14 protein-coding genes are annotated in these 15,606 nt (G+C 73.4%); 7 read left to right on the plus strand and 7 right to left on the minus strand.

The window, feature by feature from the left end:
* Nucleotides 1–9 precede the first annotated feature (9 nt).
* Together ligA and PYR91_RS19670 are read right to left on the minus strand one after the other, a co-directional pair.
* Complete coding sequence (gene ligA, locus PYR91_RS19665; RefSeq protein WP_279781498.1) at nt 10–2,268, minus strand: NAD-dependent DNA ligase LigA; 2,259 nt, start codon at nt 2,266–2,268, stop codon at nt 10–12.
* Nucleotides 2,269–2,561: 293 nt separating this feature from the next.
* Nucleotides 2,562–3,605, minus strand: coding sequence for a methionine synthase (locus PYR91_RS19670; RefSeq protein WP_279781499.1), 1,044 nt, complete (start codon nt 3,603–3,605; stop codon nt 2,562–2,564).
* Between the two features lie 97 nt (nt 3,606–3,702).
* Between PYR91_RS19670 and PYR91_RS19675 the strand changes: the two genes are divergently transcribed.
* Nucleotides 3,703–4,338 (plus strand): MBL fold metallo-hydrolase, encoded by a 636-nt coding sequence (locus tag PYR91_RS19675; protein ID WP_279781501.1) that lies wholly within the window; start codon nt 3,703–3,705, stop codon nt 4,336–4,338.
* 78 nt (nt 4,339–4,416) lie between these two features.
* On the opposite strand, the gene mnmA is transcribed toward PYR91_RS19675, so the two are convergent.
* Nucleotides 4,417–5,487 (minus strand): tRNA 2-thiouridine(34) synthase MnmA, encoded by a 1,071-nt coding sequence (mnmA, locus tag PYR91_RS19680; RefSeq protein ID WP_279781503.1) that lies wholly within the window; start codon nt 5,485–5,487, stop codon nt 4,417–4,419.
* Between the two features lie 257 nt (nt 5,488–5,744).
* Between mnmA and PYR91_RS19685 the strand changes: the two genes are divergently transcribed.
* Nucleotides 5,745–6,797 carry a DUF695 domain-containing protein gene (locus tag PYR91_RS19685; RefSeq protein ID WP_279781504.1) on the plus strand — a complete coding sequence of 351 codons (1,053 nt, stop codon included), beginning with the start codon at nt 5,745–5,747 and terminating at the stop codon, nt 6,795–6,797.
* A gap of 139 nt (nt 6,798–6,936) precedes the next feature.
* Here the strand turns inward: PYR91_RS19685 and PYR91_RS19690 are convergent, their stop codons facing one another.
* Nucleotides 6,937–7,887 carry a MerR family transcriptional regulator gene (locus PYR91_RS19690; protein ID WP_279781505.1) on the minus strand — a complete coding sequence of 317 codons (951 nt, stop codon included), beginning with the start codon at nt 7,885–7,887 and terminating at the stop codon, nt 6,937–6,939.
* Between the two features lie 45 nt (nt 7,888–7,932).
* Nucleotides 7,933–9,093 (minus strand): cysteine desulfurase family protein, encoded by a 1,161-nt coding sequence (locus PYR91_RS19695; protein WP_279781506.1) that lies wholly within the window; start codon nt 9,091–9,093, stop codon nt 7,933–7,935.
* 57 nt (nt 9,094–9,150) lie between these two features.
* On the opposite strand from PYR91_RS19695, the gene PYR91_RS19700 reads away from it, so the two are divergent.
* The 5 genes from PYR91_RS19700 (at nt 9,151) to PYR91_RS19720 (ending at nt 13,674) form a co-directional block, all read left to right on the plus strand.
* On the plus strand, nt 9,151–9,660 hold the full coding sequence (locus PYR91_RS19700) for a TetR/AcrR family transcriptional regulator (RefSeq protein WP_279781507.1): 510 nt from the start codon (nt 9,151–9,153) through the stop codon (nt 9,658–9,660).
* A 722-nt stretch (nt 9,661–10,382) separates the two neighbouring features.
* Complete coding sequence (locus PYR91_RS19705) at nt 10,383–11,594, plus strand: MFS transporter (protein ID WP_279781509.1); 1,212 nt, start codon at nt 10,383–10,385, stop codon at nt 11,592–11,594.
* 162 nt (nt 11,595–11,756) lie between these two features.
* Nucleotides 11,757–12,116: a GntR family transcriptional regulator gene (locus tag PYR91_RS19710; protein WP_279781510.1), complete on the plus strand. Its 360-nt coding sequence runs from the start codon at nt 11,757–11,759 to the stop codon at nt 12,114–12,116.
* Nucleotides 12,113–12,979 (plus strand): ABC transporter ATP-binding protein, encoded by an 867-nt coding sequence (locus tag PYR91_RS19715; protein WP_279781512.1) that lies wholly within the window; start codon nt 12,113–12,115, stop codon nt 12,977–12,979. Before PYR91_RS19710 ends, PYR91_RS19715 begins: the two co-directional genes overlap by 4 nt.
* On the plus strand, nt 12,976–13,674 hold the full coding sequence (locus tag PYR91_RS19720; RefSeq protein WP_279781514.1) for a hypothetical protein: 699 nt from the start codon (nt 12,976–12,978) through the stop codon (nt 13,672–13,674). The genes PYR91_RS19715 and PYR91_RS19720 overlap by 4 nt, the downstream gene beginning before the upstream one ends.
* Before the next feature lie 69 nt (nt 13,675–13,743).
* Here the strand turns inward: PYR91_RS19720 and PYR91_RS19725 are convergent, their stop codons facing one another.
* Together PYR91_RS19725 and PYR91_RS19730 are read right to left on the minus strand one after the other, a co-directional pair.
* Nucleotides 13,744–14,697 (minus strand): electron transfer flavoprotein subunit alpha/FixB family protein, encoded by a 954-nt coding sequence (locus PYR91_RS19725; RefSeq protein ID WP_279781515.1) that lies wholly within the window; start codon nt 14,695–14,697, stop codon nt 13,744–13,746.
* A gap of 13 nt (nt 14,698–14,710) precedes the next feature.
* Complete coding sequence (locus tag PYR91_RS19730; RefSeq protein ID WP_279781517.1) at nt 14,711–15,490, minus strand: electron transfer flavoprotein subunit beta/FixA family protein; 780 nt, start codon at nt 15,488–15,490, stop codon at nt 14,711–14,713.
* Between the last annotated feature and the right edge of the window lie 116 nt (nt 15,491–15,606).

Genomic DNA, 15,606 nt, shown 5'->3' on the forward strand with positions numbered 1-15,606 from the left:
ATCGCCCTCTCAGGCGGTCGCCTGCTCGGCCTCGGGGGCCGGCCCCCCGGCCTCGGCCTCCGGCGCGTCCTCGGCGAGGGCGCCCGCCTCCGCGTCCGGGGCCGCCACGGGGGTTACGGCGTCCGGGCCCTCGTCCAGGAGCGTGCGGAAGCCGTCCTCGTCCAGGATCGGGACGCCGAGCTTCGTGGCCTTGTCGAACTTGGAGCCGGCGTTCTCCCCCGCGACGAGGAAGGCGGTCTTCTTCGACACCGAGCCGGTGACCTTGCCGCCCCGGGCCGCGATGGCCTCGCCCGCCTCGTCCCGGGTGAAGCCGGCCAGCGTGCCGGTGACCACCAGCGTCAGGCCCGCCAGGAGCTGCGGGCCCTGCGCCGCCGGGGGCTCGTCCTGCGCGCGCACCCCCGCCGCCTTCCAGCGCTCGACGATCTCGCGGTGCCACTCCTCGGCGTACCACTCGCGGATCGACGCGGCGATCGTCGGGCCGACGCCCTCGACGACGGCCAGCTCCTCCTCCGTGGCGCCGAACACGCGGTCGAGCGACAGGAACGCCGCGGCCAGGGCCTGCGCGGCCGTCGGGCCCACATGCCTGATCGACAGAGCCACCAGCACACGCCACAACGGCTGCGCCTTGGCCTTGCCGAGCTGCTCCAGCATGCGCTCGGCGTTCTTGCTGGGCTCGCCGCTCATGTTGGCGAAGAACGTGACGATCTTCTGCTCGCCGGTCTCCGGGTCGGTCTTGGGCAGGCCGGTGTCGGGGTCGCGGACGACCGACCTGATGGGCAGCAGCTGCTCCATGGTGAGGTCGAACAGGTCGGCCTCGGTGCGCACCGGCGGCTCCTGCGGCGGCAGCGGAGCCGTCAGCGCGGTCGCGGCGACGTAGCCGAGCCCTTCGATGTCGAACGCGCCGCGCCCGGCCGCGAAGAAGATGCGCTCGCGCAGCTGCGCCGGGCAGGAGCGGGCGTTGGGACACCGGATGTCGACGTCCGCCTCCTTCATGCGGCGCAGCTCGGTGCCGCACTCGGGGCAGTGGGTGGGCATCACGAACTCGCGCTCGGTGCCGTCGCGCAGGGCGGCGACCGGGCCGACGATCTCGGGGATGACGTCGCCGGCCTTGCGCAGGACGATGGTGTCGCCGATGAGCACGCCCTTGCGCGCGACCTCCGAGGCGTTGTGCAGGGTCGCGCGCTCGACCGTCGACCCGGCGACGACCACGGGCTTCATCACGCCGTACGGGGTGACGCGGCCGGTGCGGCCGACGCCTACCTGGATGTCCAGGAGCTTGGTGTTGACCTCCTGGGGCGGGTACTTGAAGGCGATGGCCCACCGGGGGGCGCGCGAGGTGGAGCCGAGCTGGCGCTGCAGCTCGATTCTGTCGATCTTCACCACGACGCCGTCGATCTCGTACTCGGTGTCGTGGCGGTGCTCGCGGTAGTGCTCGACGAACTCCTCGATCTCGGTGAGGCTCTCGACGACGCGGTACAGCCCGCTGACCGGCAGGCCGAGGTCGCGCAGCCGCTCGTAGACCGCCGACTGCGTCGCCGGCGGCGGGGTGCCGCCCTCCCAGACGCCGACCCCGTGGACGATCATCTTCAGGTCGCGCTGGGCGGTGACGCGCGGGTCCTTCTGGCGCAGCGACCCGGCGGCCGAGTTGCGGGGGTTGGCGAACGGCGGCTTCCCCGACGCGACGAGCTGCTCGTTGAGCTTCTCGAAGCCGTCGAGGGTCAGGTAGACCTCCCCGCGGACCTCCAGCACGTCGGGCAGGTCGTCGCCGGTCAGGCGGTGCGGGATGTTGGCGAGCGTGCGCACGTTGGGGGTGACGTCGTCGCCCACCCGCCCGTCGCCCCGGGTGGCGCCCCTGACCAGGCGGCCCTTCTCGTACACCAGGTCGATGGCCAGGCCGTCGACCTTGAGCTCGCACAGGTAGGGGCCCGGGTCGATCTCCAGGAGCCGCTCGGCCCTGGCCTGCCACCCGGCGAGGTCGGCCGCGTTGAACGCGTTGTCGAGGCTTTCGAGCCGCCTCAGGTGCCGGACGGGCGCGAACTCCGAGGAGATCGGCGCGCCGACCTTCTGCGTCGGCGAGTCGGGCGTCCGCAGGCTGGGATGCGCCTCCTCCAGCTCGCGCAGCTCGCGCATCCACTGGTCGTACTCGCCGTCGCTCACGGTGGGCGCGTCGAGCACGTAGTAGCGCCAGTTGGCGTCATCGGCCAGCTCGGCCAGCTCGGCGTGGCGCTCCAGCGCGTCCACGGGAACGCCCTCCACCTCGGCAGCCATGCCGTCTCCCCTCGTCCGTCGAACCCAAGGAGAACGCTACGGGCAGCGACCAGCGCTCGCGCGTCCGTACAGGCGCTCTACCTGGGGAATCGTTACCCCCACCATGCCACCCGCCACCGACATTTCTCCACGAATCGGGCGGGTGGCGTCAATGCCACCGAGGGCACAGCCCCGGTCACGAAGGGGCACCCCACTCCCCCTTCGTCACCAGCGTCCCGATCCGGAGGCCCCGTGGGCCGACCGGCTCACGGCCACCGGTGCCTCGGGTGTCACCGGGCTTCCGGCCGGCCCGGTCAGCGGCGTCCCCGGCCCGGGTCGCGGCCCTCACGGTCGTCACGGACCTCGGGGTCCTCGCCGAGGACGCGGGCGGCCTCGCGGCAGCGGGCCAGGGCCGCGCGGGCGTAGGGGACGGAGGCCCCGGCGAGGCCGCAGGCCGGGGTCAGCACGACCTGCCCCGCCAGCTTGGCGGGGTCGAAGCCGAGCCGGTTCCACAGCTCGACGGCGGGCCGTGCGACGACCCCGATGTCCCGCTGCGGGGCGTCGGTGCCGGGGACCACGCCGAGGAAGAAGGCCGTCCCCGCCTCGATCGCCTCGCCGACGCGGTCCTCGTCGCGGCGGCGCAGCAGGCCGAGGTCGAGGGAGACGCCCTGGAAACCGGCCGTGCGCAGCACGTCGAAGGGCACGTCGGGCGCGCAGCAGTGCACCAGGGTGAAGACGTCCTCGGGCAGGACGGTGCGCAGCCGCTCGACGGCGACCGGGGGCTCGACGGCGTTCAGCCGCCCGAAGCCGGAGGCCGTCGGCACGCTTCCGGCCAGCACGCCGGGCAGGCCCGGCTCGTCGAGCTGGAGCAGCACCGTGGCCCCCGGCACGCGGGCCCGGACGGCGGCGACGTGCCCGGCCAGCCCTTCGGCCAGGGACGCGGCGAGGTCGCGCACGGCCCCGGGGTCGGCGAGGGTCTTGTCGCCGTACCGCAGCTCGATGGTGGCCGCGAGCGTCCACGGCCCGCAGGCCTGGATCTTCAGCGGCCCCTCGTAGTCGTGGGCGATCTCCTCAAGGGCGTCCAGGTCGCGGGACAGGTGGTCGCGCGCCCGGTGGACGTCCCGCCCCGGCCGGTCGGTGAAGCGCCAGCCGGACGGCTGCACCTCGACCGGCAGCTCGACCAGCAGCGAGGCCGTGCGCCCCGTCATGTCGGCGCCCACCCCCCGCCCCGGCAGCTCCGGAAGGTAGGGCAGGTCGGGCAGCTCGCCGAAGACCATGCGCAGCGCCTCGACATGATCTTGACCAGGGTGGGAGCCGACCCCGGTCGCGGCGGCCGGACTCCACGGATACTCGCTCACAGCCCGCAAGCTTAGGGACTCCCGGGCGGCCGGCCGCGACGAGCCTCCACGGCCCCTCCGCCGGACGGCGGGACGGGGAAGGCGCGATGATGAGGAGATGAAGCTCACCAAACACGGGCACGCCTGCGTGCGGCTCGAGAAGGACGGCGCCACCCTGATCCTCGACCCGGGTGGCCTGACCGAGGCGTCCGCGCTCGACGGCGCGAACGCCGTGCTGATCACGCACGAGCACTTCGACCATCTGGACGTGGAACGCCTGGCCTCCCTCGGCCCCGAGGTGCCGATCTGGACCTGCGCCTCGGTCGCCGAGAAGCTCGACGGCGTCAGGGCCAAGGTGACCGTGGTCGGCGACGGCGACGCCTTCACCGCGGCCGGCTTCGACGTCGGCGTGACCGGCCGCGAGCACGCGAAGATCGCCTTGGACATGCCGGTGGTGCAGAACATCGGCTTCCTGGTCGAGGGCGAGCTCTTCCACCCCGGAGACGCCTTCACCGTGCCCGGCACCCCCGTCGGCACCCTGCTGACCCCCACCTCCGGCCCCTGGCTGAAGGCCGCGGAGTACGTCGACTACCTGCTGGAGGTCGCCCCCCAGCGCGCGTACTCCATCCACGACGGCCTCTACAACGACGCGGGCCTCTCCCTGGTCGACGGCATCCTCGCGCGCCGGGCCAAGGCCCAGAACGCCGACTTCCGCCGCCTGAAGCCCGGCGAGAGCGTGACCCTCCCCGCCTGACATGACGCCTTCGGCGCGGTTGCATCCCTCCCGCCTGACATGGCGCCTTCGCCCAGCCCGGTGCGGCGCCGCCGGCGGTCAGGTGGAGGAGGTGATGGTGGCGGAGCCCAGGACGGTGTCGGAGTGGTACAGGACGGCCGCCTGGCCCGCGGCCACGCCGGTGGCGGGGGTGTCGAGCTCTATGTTCAGGAGGTCGCCGGAGAGCTGGGCCCGGCAGGGATAGACCTCGCCGTGGGCGCGGAGCTGGACGTCGCACGCCACGGGGGCGTGCGGGGCGGGCAGGGGGCCGTTCCAGACGGGGCGTTCGGCGACGATGGAGCGCACGGCCAGGGACGACCGGGGGCCGACGGTCACGGTGTTGGAGACGGGCTCGATGGAGAGCACGTAGCGGGGACGGCCGTCGGCGGTGGGGCGGTCGATGTGCAGGCCCTTGCGCTGGCCGATCGTGAAGCCGTACGAGCCGGCGTGCGAGCCCACGACCGCGCCGGACTCGTCGACGATCGGGCCGGGCTCGGCGCCCAGGCGCTCGGCGAGGAAGCCGCGGGTGTCGCCGTCGGCGATGAAGCAGACGTCGTGACTGTCGGGCTTGGCGGCCACGGCGAGCCCGCGGGCGGCGGCCTCCTCGCGGACCTGCGCCTTGGTGGAGTCGCCGAGCGGGAACATCGCGTGCGCGAGCTGCTCTCGGGTGAGCACGCCGAGGACGTACGACTGGTCTTTGCCGGCGTCGGCGCTGCGGCGCAGCACCCCGTCGGACAGCCGGGCGTGGTGGCCGGTGACGACGGCGTCGAAGCCCAGCGCCAGCGCCCGGTCGAGCACCGCCTCGAACTTGATCTTCTCGTTGCAGCGCAGACACGGGTTGGGCGTGCGCCCGGCGGCGTACTCGCTGACGAAGTCCTCCACGACGTCGCGGTGGAACCGCTCGGCCATGTCCCACACGTAGAACGGGATGCCGATCACGTCGGCGGCGCGGCGGGCGTCGCGGGAGTCCTCCAGCGTGCAGCAGCCGCGGGCGCCGGTGCGGTACGACTGGGGATTGGCCGACAGCGCCAGGTGGACGCCCGTGACATCGTGACCGGCCTCGGCGGCGCGGGCGGCCGCCACCGCGGAGTCGACGCCGCCCGACATGGCGGCAAGCACTCGAAGACTCATAACGTACCGAGGTTACCCGCCCACCGCCGGACGGCGTGTACCGGCGTCGCCTCTCGGCCCCGCTCCCGGGGCCATCACGCGGACGGGGTGCGGCCGGGTGCCAGGAGGCGGGCCGTGCGCCGCAAGGAGGCCGGGCGCCGCGAGACGGCCGTGCGGCGGAAGGAAGCTGGGCGCCGGGATACGGCCGGTCGGCGAGTCGGTGTTCCGGGGGGCGCCGCGTTGGCGTATGGGGGGCGGGGCTGGAAGGATCGGGGGTCATGCGACTGTTCGGGCGGGACGGCGAGTCAGGCGGGGCCGAGGGCTCGGCAGAGGGCATCGCCGCATTCTGGGCGTGGTGGGAGCAGGCCCGGCCGGGGCTCGGCCCCCTGGTCGGGACGGGTGACGTCACGGGGCTCGCCGAGCGGGTGGAGCCCGCGGTCGCGGCCCTGGACCCCTCGCTGGTCTGGGACGTCGTGCCGGGCACGACGGCGCGGCACGCCCTGGTCGTCTCGGCGGGCGGCGATCCCGAGCTGCGCCCGCTGGCGCACCGCTGGGCCCGGGCCGCACCGCCCGCCGACGCCGACTGGGAGTACCACCCCTCCCGCCCGGCCGGCGCGGACGTCTCGGCCCTGGTGCTCGACGTCGCGGGGCGGGCCTTCTCGCTCGACAAGCTGGTGCTGGGGCTGCGGGTGCCGAACGGGTCGCCCCGGGTCGACGTCTCCGTCTACCACCCGCTCTTCCCCGACCTCGACGACGACACCCGCATGGAGGCCGCCGTCCTCGCCCTCGACTCGGTCCTCGGCGAGGACGAGGTCGCCCGGTGGGTGGGCGACATCGTGGCCGCCGGGTTCGAGCCGATCGACGCCGTGTCCGCCGTCCACCTCCCGGCCGTCGTCGCCGACCTCGCCTCGGGATACCAGGACGAGCAGTGGGCGCTGATGGAGGGCCAGACGGCCACGGGCGCGCGCCTGCTCGCCACCGTGCGCCATCCGCTGCGCCCGGTCGACCACCCCCTGTTCGACCAGCACGTCACGGTCACCCTGCCCTACGACGACTCCGACGAGGACGGCCTGCCCGCCGGCGGCTCCGCCGCGGCGCTCCTGGCGTTCGAGGAGAGGCTGTCCGGCCTGCTCGACGGCCTGCGGGGCGACGCGCTGCTCGCCCTCCACATGAGCACCGAGGGCGCCCGCGTCTACCACGTCTACGCCGACCCCGACAGCGACGCCGCCTCGCGCGTCGAGGAGCTGGCCGCCACCTGGCGCGAGGGCACCCCCACCGTCGACGTCGCCCCCGACCCGGGCTGGCTCGTCGTCTCCCCGTTCCTGAGCTGACTCTCCCGAGCCGGCCTCGGCTCTTCCATCCGCCCTTAGACCGGTTCGCCCGTCCCCGGCCGGTTCCGGCTCCTCCCCGGGGCCGGAGGCGGGGCGCGGCGGGACGAGGCCTGCCATCGGGCCTGAGGGGGCGGGACGGTCAGGTGTCCGTCGGCGCGTGGGCGCGCAGGGCTGCGGCGATCCACTCGTGGACGACGGTCTGCGGGGGCGGCCACGGGGTGCCCTGGATGACGGCGGCGAGCTGCCACTGCCGGGTGGCACGCGGGTCGTGCTCCTCGTACGCCCGTGCCGTCGAGCGGCGGTACTCGGGGCTGTCGCGCTCGCCGTACACCCTCCCGAGCAGGGCCATCACCTCGTCGAGCACCGGGCCCGCCTCCGGCGACCCGGCGTCCACGCCGCGGGCGATCGCCGTCGTCACGGTGCGCTCCAGGGCGTCGTTCACCTCGTGCCAGGCGGAGAGGTCCATGGGCGGCGACTCCTGCTGCCGCTTCCAGAATGCGTCGCTGCGGGCCCGCAGGCCGGCCCGGTACTCCTCGTCCGAGAGCAGCTCGGCGAGCTCCAGCCAGGCGTCCAGTTGCTCGACCGTGGGCTCGGCGGGCAGTTCGGGGATCATGGCGTCGCGCAGCCCGGTCAGCCACCGCTCGCGCGCGGCGTTGCCGCCGCCGACCTCCGCCACGAAGGCGTCCAGCAGCGCGTCGCGCTCGGCCGCGCCGAGGCGGCCGAGGGAGTTCAGACGGTGCAGGTCGGCCTCGGACGGGTCGGGCTTGTCCAGCGTCGCCCGAAGCACGGCGCGGGTGCGCTGCAGCGCCCTGAGCCGGGTCTCGACGGTGCGAAGGTGCAGCGCGAGAACCTGCCGCAGGTCGCGCTCGCCCAGCGACCTGATGGTGGCCAGGTCGACCCCGACCTCCCGCAGTGTGCGCACCAGCTCCAGGCGCGCGAGGTCCTCCTCGCCGTAGAGCCGGTACCCGGCGGGCGTGCGGTCTCGCTCGGGCAGCACGCCGGCGTCGGAGTAGAACCGGATGGTCTTCACCGGCAGCCCGGACAGCTTGGAGAGCCGCCCGATCGTGTACCCGTCGCGGTTGTGCGCCATGGGCCGATTATGAAGCCTCCAGTCACTGGAGACTCCATGGGCGGCTCAGGTCAGGCCGGCGCGGCGGGCCCGGTCGACGGCGGGCGCGATGACCTCGGCCAGGCGGTCGAGGTCATCCCGTGTCGACGTGTGGCCCAGGGAGAAGCGGAGGGAGCCGCGGGCCCGTGTGGCGTCCGCCCCCATGGCGAGCAGGACGTGCGAGGGCTGGGCGACGCCCGCCGAGCAGGCGGAGCCGGTGGAGCACTCCACCCCCTTGGCGTCGAGCAGCATCAGGAGCGCGTCGCCCTCGCAGCCGGGGAAGGTGAAGTGGGCGATGCCGGGCAGGTGGTCGTCGGGATGGCCGTTCAGCACGACGTCGGGGACGGCGGCGCGCACCCTGGCCACCAGTTCCTCGCGCAGCGCGCGCAGGCGGGCCGTGTTCTCCTCGCGGTCGCCGACCGCGACGCGCAGGGCCGCGGCGAAGCCGGCGGCGGCGGGGGCGTCGAGCGTGCCGGAGCGCACGTCGCGCTCCTGCCCGCCGCCGTGGATGACGGGGACGGGGTCGACGCCCCTGGCGAGCAGCAGGGCTCCCACGCCCATCGGGCCGCCCACCTTGTGGCCGGACACCGCCATCGACGCCACGCCGGACTCGGCGAACGACACCGGGAGCTGCCCGACCGCCTGCACGGCGTCGCTGTGGAAGGGGATGCCGTGTTCGGCGGCGACGGCGGCCAGCTCGCGGACCGGCTGGACGGTGCCGACCTCGTTGTTGGCCCACATGACGCACACCAGGGCGACACGGCCGGGGTCGCGCTCGATCGCCGCGCGCAGCGTTCCGGGCTGGACGCGGCCGTGCTCGTCGACCTCCAGCATCTCGACCGACGCCCCCTGCCGCTCGTGCAGCCAGTGGGCGGGGTCGAGCACGGCGTGGTGCTCGACGGCGCCGACCAGGACGCGGTCGGCTCCGGAGGCGGCGCGCCGGGCCCAGTAGAGCCCCTTGATGGCGAGGTTGTCGGCCTCGGTGCCGCCGGAGGTGAAGACGACCTCGCTCGGGCGGGCGCCCAGAGCGTCGGCGATCGTCTCACGGGCCTCCTCGACCACCCTGCGGGTGCGCCGGCCGGAGGCGTGCAGGGACGAGGCGTTGCCGACCAGTTCGAGCTGGGCGGTCATCGCCTTGATCGCTTCGGGGTGCATCGGCGTGGTCGCCGCGTGGTCGAGGTATGCCATCGCCATCCAGACTACCGAATTTGCCGACTGTACCGTCCGGACGGTACAGTACCGGGCATGAGAAGGGACGAGCTCTTGAACGCGGCGGAGGCCCTGCTGGCCGAGCAGGGGGCCCAGTGTCTCACCCTGTCCGCGGCGGCCGAGCGCGCCGGCGTGAGCAAAGGCGGCCTTCTCTACCACTTCAGCACCAAGGAAGCGCTCATCAGGGGCATGATCGAGCGCCTCGTCGCCGACTTCGACGAGCTGGTCGCCGCCCAGGACGAGAGCTCCTACAGCCGCGCCTACCTCGCGGCCACGTTCGCCGCCGTCAGGAGCGGCCGGCTGCGACGCTGGGCGGTGGTCACCGGCGCGGCCGGCGACCCCCACTTACTCGCCCCGCTCCGCGAGGCGATGGCCCGGTGGCACCGGGAGGGCATGGAGTCCGAGCCCGACCCGATGGCCGCCCGGATCGTCCGGCTCGCCTGCGAGGGCCTGTGGGAGGTCGCGACCCACGACCCCGCCTTCTACGACGAGGCCCAGTACGAGGAGCTGTACCAGCGCCTGCGCGCGCTCCTGCCCCCCGGCTGACCGGCCGGACGGCCTGCCTCCCTCCCTCCGTAGGCGGTGGACGGCCCGGCCGCCTCCCGGGTTACCGGGGAGCAGCCTAAGCACCTCCCGTACGCGGTGGGCGGTCCGACCGCCTTCCGTACGCGGTGAGCGGCCCGATCGCTTTCCGGGTTACCGGGGAGCGGCCCGACCGCCTCCCGCATGCGGGGGGAACGGCCCGACCGCCTCCCATACGCGGGCAGCGGCCCGATCGCCTCCCCGTGAACGGTGGGCGGCCCGGCCGCCTCCCCGGCGCGGTGAGGTGTTCCGCGTCCGCACGGCCCGCTCGTCGTGGGCCGCCGGTCCAGGCCGCTCGTCACGCCCTCGGGTCCTCGTAGCCGGCGGTCGGGCCTCGTCGTCCCTCGCGGCCCTCCGTGGCGCCCCCGAAAGCCGTCTGCCGCGTCCACCGGACCGCCGTCGCGTCCGGGGAGGCCACAGGACCGAGGTGTGAGGCCACACAGGCGAGGCCACTCCTCGTACGACGGACCCGTCCCGGGCCCGTGGTCATGAGGGCGGAGGCGCGGCACGCCCCCAGCCGCCTGACACCGGTCGGCATGCCCCCGGACGGCCGCCCCGATCCGCCGCCTCGAACGACCACCCTGACGACCACCTCGAACGGCCGCCGCGCCCCCTCGCGTGTCCCCCCGCGCGGGCCGCGCGCGAGCCCGCCGTTTTTCCTCCCCCGTACCGAAATGGAGCCTGTGATGACTCGCGCACTGAGGACCGCCCGCCACGGCGTGGTCCTCACCTTCGCCGCCGCCGGACTGATGTGCGGCACGTTCACCGTGCGCATTCCCGCCATGACCGACAAGCTGGGCATATCCGAGGCCGCGGTGGGCGTCGTCCTGCTCGCGTGGGGCCTCGGCGCTCTGGTGAGCATGCAGAGCATGCGCGCCGTGATGGCACGCGTGGGCAGCCGCGCCGTGCTGCGCGCCGGCGCGCCGCTGTGCGCGGCGGCCCTCGCCGGCGTGGCGTTCGCCCCCACCTTCTCGCTGCTGCTGGCGGCGGCCGCCCTGTTCGGCATGTTCTTCGGCGTGGTCGACGTGGCCATGAACGCCCAGGGCGCCGCCGTCGAGCGCGCCTACGGCCGCCCGCTGATGAACGGCATGCACGCCGGGTGGTGCGTCGGCGCCATGTCGGCGGGCCTGCTCGGCACCGTGGCGATCTGGCAGGGCCTGTCCTTCAGCGCCAACCTGGCCCTCGTCGCCGCCGTGTCGGCGCCCGCCGCGTTCCTGCTCAGCCGCGCCTACCTGCCCGACCCCGCCGCCGCGCCGCGCCTTCCCGGCCAGGCCCGGCCGAGGATGCCCGCGGTCGTGTACCTGCTCGGCGCCGTCGCCTTCGCCGCCTTCATGGTCGAGGGCGCCGTGGCCGACTGGAACGGGTTGTTCCTGCGGGACACCATCGGCGCCCCGGAGGCGGTTGCCGCGCTCGGCTACCCGCTGTTCGAGGCCGGCATGCTGGTCTCCCGGCTCGCCGGCGACCGCCTGCGCGGGCGCGTGGGCTCGCGTCGCCTGCTCATGGCCGCCGGGCTCGGCACGGCCGCGTCGTTCGCCCTCGTGGTCACGACGTCGTCCGCGGTGGTCGCGGTGGCGGGGATGGTGCTCGTGGGCCTGGCCGTCGCGACGGTGTCGCCGATGGCGATCTCGCTCGCGGGCGCGGCCACCCGCACGCCGGGCCCGGCGATCGCGCAGACCAGCGCGATGGGCTACGCGGGCCTGCTGCTCGGGCCGGTGGTGATCGGCTTCCTGTCGCACGCCGCGACGCTGCGCGTGGCGCTGGGCGTCGCCGCCGGTCTCGGTGTGGTCATCGCCGTCGCCGCGCACTTCCTGCCGTCCCGGGGCGCCCGCGCCCCCCTGGCCGCGTCCGAGGCCGCCGAGCCGCTCGGCGAGCCCGAGCCGGCCCCGCTGGCGGCGTAGCCGCCCGGCCGGGCCACGACGCTCGCCGGCCCCTAAGGGACCCCGAGCCGCGACCCCGCGCACACCAGTCCCGACCGCATACGGCCGCCCCGGCGTTGACGGGGCGGCCGTTCTCGTTCTACGGTTCATTAGTGGAGTAATGAACCAGTGAAGCAGGGTGCCATGTTCGACGAACGGAGCCCGATCTATCGCCAGATAGCCGACCGCATCAAGGCGGAGGTGCTGAGCGAGGAGTTGAAGGGCGACCAGCAGGTCATGTCGACCAATCAGTACGCGGCGTTTTTCCGGATCAACCCGGCGACGGCCGCGAAGGCGTTCCAGCATCTGGTCGACGAGGGTGTTCTCTACAAGAAGCGAGGTATCGGAATGTTCGTCAGCCCGGACGCCCGGGACACGCTGAGGGCCAAGGCCCGCGAGGGGTTCTTCAGCGACGTGGTCGACCCGATGGTGGCCGAGGCCAAGGCCATCGGCATCCCTCTTGGCGACGTGATCGGCCGTATCAAGGAGCTGGAGGCGCGATGAGGGTCGACGCGCACGACCTTGTGCTGCGCTACGGCGACGTCACGGCGCTCGACCGCATGAGCTTCTCCCTGGAGCCGGGGAAGATCTACGGGCTGCTCGGCCGCAACGGGTCGGGCAAGACGAGCCTGCTGTCGGTCCTCGCCGCCTTCCGCAAGCACTCCGAAGGCACCGTCCGCGTCGACGGCGCGCCGGTGTTCGAGAACCGGGACGTCACCCGGCGGGTCAGCCTGATCCGCGACACGGGCGAGACCGTCGACATCAGCTCGGCGGAGGACGCCCTGGAGTTCGCCAAGTGGCTGCGCCCCGACTGGGACGCCGCCCTGGCCGCCTCGCTGATGGACACCTTCGCCATCAACCCGAAGAAGGAGGTCAGCGGCATGTCCAAGGGCCAGCGGTCGGCGCTGGGCGTCATCGTGGGCCTGGCCGGGCGCGCGCCGCTGACCATGTTCGACGAGTCCTACCTCGGCATGGACGCGCCCGCCCGGCACGCCTTCTACGACGCGCTGCTCGCCGACTACATGGCCCACCCGCGGACGATCATCCTGTCGACCCACCTCATCGAGGAGGTCAGCTCCCTGTTCGAGGAGGTGCTGATCATCGACAGGGGCCGGCTGCTCGTCCAGGAGGAGGCCGAGACGCTGCTGTCCCGGGGGACGTCGGTGACCGGGCCGATCCTTCAGGTGGACGCCTTCACCGAGGGCATGACGGTGCTCGGCGCCAGGGAGCTCGGCCCCACCAAGTCGGCGATGGTGTACGGCCATCTCGACGACGTCCGGCGCAAGAGGGCCGTGGAGTCGGGACTCGACCTCGGGCCGATCGCCATGCAAGACCTGTTCGTCCACCTGACCGGAGGCCCCCGATGAGGTTTCCCAGCCGCCTGCTCGCCGCCAACATGTGGTTCGCCGTCATGCTGTGGGCCGGCTACCTCGTGCTCGTCACGGTCATCACGCTGGCGGTCGAGCTGTTCGGCGAGCTCAACCAGAGCGCCTGGGAGCAGGCCACCCAGCTCCCCCGCTGGTACGCGTTCTTCACCGGGGTCACCCTGGTCAGGCAGTTCCTGCCGCTCTACATCGCCCACGGGCAGACGCGCCGCGAGTTCGGCGCGCAGGCGGCGGTCACCGTGGCGCTGTTCGCGCCGTTCCTGTCCGCCCTGATCACGATCAGCTACCTGCTGGAGACGGCGCTCTACGGCCTTCTGGACCGGCCGCAGGTGATCTCCCAGGCCCACCTGTTCACCGAGCCGACCCAGGTGCCGCTCGTCTTCGCCGAGTACCTGCTGGAGTTCCTGGTCTGGATCATCGGGGGCTCGTTCATCGGCGCCGGCTTCTACCGGTGGGGGGCGGGCGGCCTGCTGACGATCCCGGTCGGGATCCTGCTGGCCGTGCTGGCCGAGACCGCCACCGGCGGCGAGCTGCGGCTGCCGCTCCTGCGGGTGATCGACCTGAACCTCTCGCCGTCGGCGGCGATGACCGCCGGGGTGGGGATCGGCGCCTTCGTGCTGGGCCTCGCGCTCACCTGGCCGCTGATCCGCGACGTGCCCCTGCGCAACAAGGCCTGACCGCGGCCGGGACGCGCACGGCGCCGCACCCACGGGGGCGCGGCGCCGTCTAGGGGCGTGCCGCCTGCGCTACCGGCGCTTCTCGATCTCCTCGGTGAGCTGCGGGACGACCTGGTTGAGGTCGCCCACCACCCCGAAGTCCGCCAGCTCGAAGATCGGCGCCTCCGGGTCCTTGTTGATCGCGACGATCGTCTTGGCGGTCTGCATGCCGGCCCGGTGCTGGATGGCGCCGGAGATGCCCGCCGCGATGTAGAGCTGCGGCGAGACCGTCTTGCCCGTCTGGCCCACCTGGAACTGGTGCGGGTACCAGCCGGCGTCGGTCGCGGCGCGGGAGGCGCCGACCGCGGCGCCGAGGCTGTCTGCCAGCCTCTCGATGACGGAGAAGTTCTCGGCGGAGCCGACCCCGCGACCGCCGGAGACCACGATCGCGGCCTCGGTCAGCTCCGGGCGCGCGCCCTTCTCCTCCTTGACGCGCTCCACCACCTTGGACACCTTGGCGGCGTCGGACACCGACACCGACACCGGCTCCTCGGCCGCCGCGCCCGTGGACGCCTCGGGGGTGGTGGCGTTGGGGCGCACCGCGAAGATCGGGGTGCCCCGGCCCACCTTGGACCTGACGTTGACGCCGCCGCCGAAGATCGACTGCTCGGCCACGAAGCCGTCGCCGAGGCCCACTGCGTCGGTGATGACACCCGAGCCGGTCTTGATCGCCAGGCGCCCGGCGACCTCCTTGCTCTCGGCGGTCGCGGCCACCAGGACCGCCGCCGGAGCGGCCGAGGAGACGAGCTGGGCCAGCAGCTCGGCCTTCGGCGCCACGAGGTAGTCGTGCAGGTCGGCGGCGTCGGCGACGTAGACCTTCTCGGCGCCGAACTCGGCCAGCCTGGCCTTGGCCTCGGCGGAGTAGCCGGGGCCGGCCCACACCGCGGACGGGGAGCCGAGCGAGCGCGCGAGCGTCAGCAGCTCCAGGGTGACCTTCTTGACCTCACCGTCGACGTGTTCGACGAGAACCAGGATCTCAGCCATCGGTCCCCCCTCCTTAGATGAACTTCTTCGACACGAGGAAGTCGGCGGCCTTGGAGCCGCCGTCGCCCTCGTCCTTGACGACGGTGCCGGCCGCGCGCGCCGGGGCGACGGCGAACTCCGCCACCTCGCTGCTCGCGCCGCCCAGGCCCACCACGGAGGCGTCGATCTCGGCGTCGGCGATGCCGAAGGTCTGCACCGGCTTCTTCTTGGCGGCCATGATGCCCTTGAAGGACGGGTAACGCGGCTCGTTGATCTTCTCGACCACCGAGATCACGGCGGGCAGCGTGGCCTGCACGCGGTCGAAGCCGTAGTCGGTGACCCGCTCGATCGTGATCGAGGAGCCGTCGATGTCGACCTTGCGGGCGAAGGTGAGCTGCGGCGTGCCGAGGCGCTCGGCCAGCATGGCGGCGAGCACGCCCATGCGCGCGTCGGTGGACTCCGAGCCGAGGATGACCAGGTCGAACCCGATCTTCTTCAGCGTCTGGGCCAGCGCGTGCGACGTGGACAGCGCGTCCGACCCGTGCAGGCCGTCGTCGACGACGTGGACGGCCTTGTCGGCGCCCATCGCCAGGGCCTTGCGGATGGTGTCGGTGGCCTTGGCCGGGCCCATGGTGAGCACCGTCACCTCGCCGCCGTGGGCCTCCTTGACCTTCAGCGCCTCTTCGACGGCGTATTCGCACAGCTCGTTGATGACGCCGTCGGCGGCGTCACGGTCGAGCGTCTTGTCATCGGACCTCAGCTTGCGCTCGGTCGCCGTGTCGGGGACCTGCTTCACGCAGACGACGATGTTCATGGCCGGTGGCCGACCTCCCGTTTCACAGGCGCCACCGCATCACTGGGCTGGCGCCGCTTCCTCGGCGCGTGCGCGCGGGGCACGCGCACGCATTGCGGACGGCTCCGGTGACCGGC

The sequence above is a fragment of the Sphaerisporangium sp. TRM90804 genome (assembly GCF_029846175.1).
Classification (GTDB): domain Bacteria; phylum Actinomycetota; class Actinomycetes; order Streptosporangiales; family Streptosporangiaceae; genus Sphaerisporangium.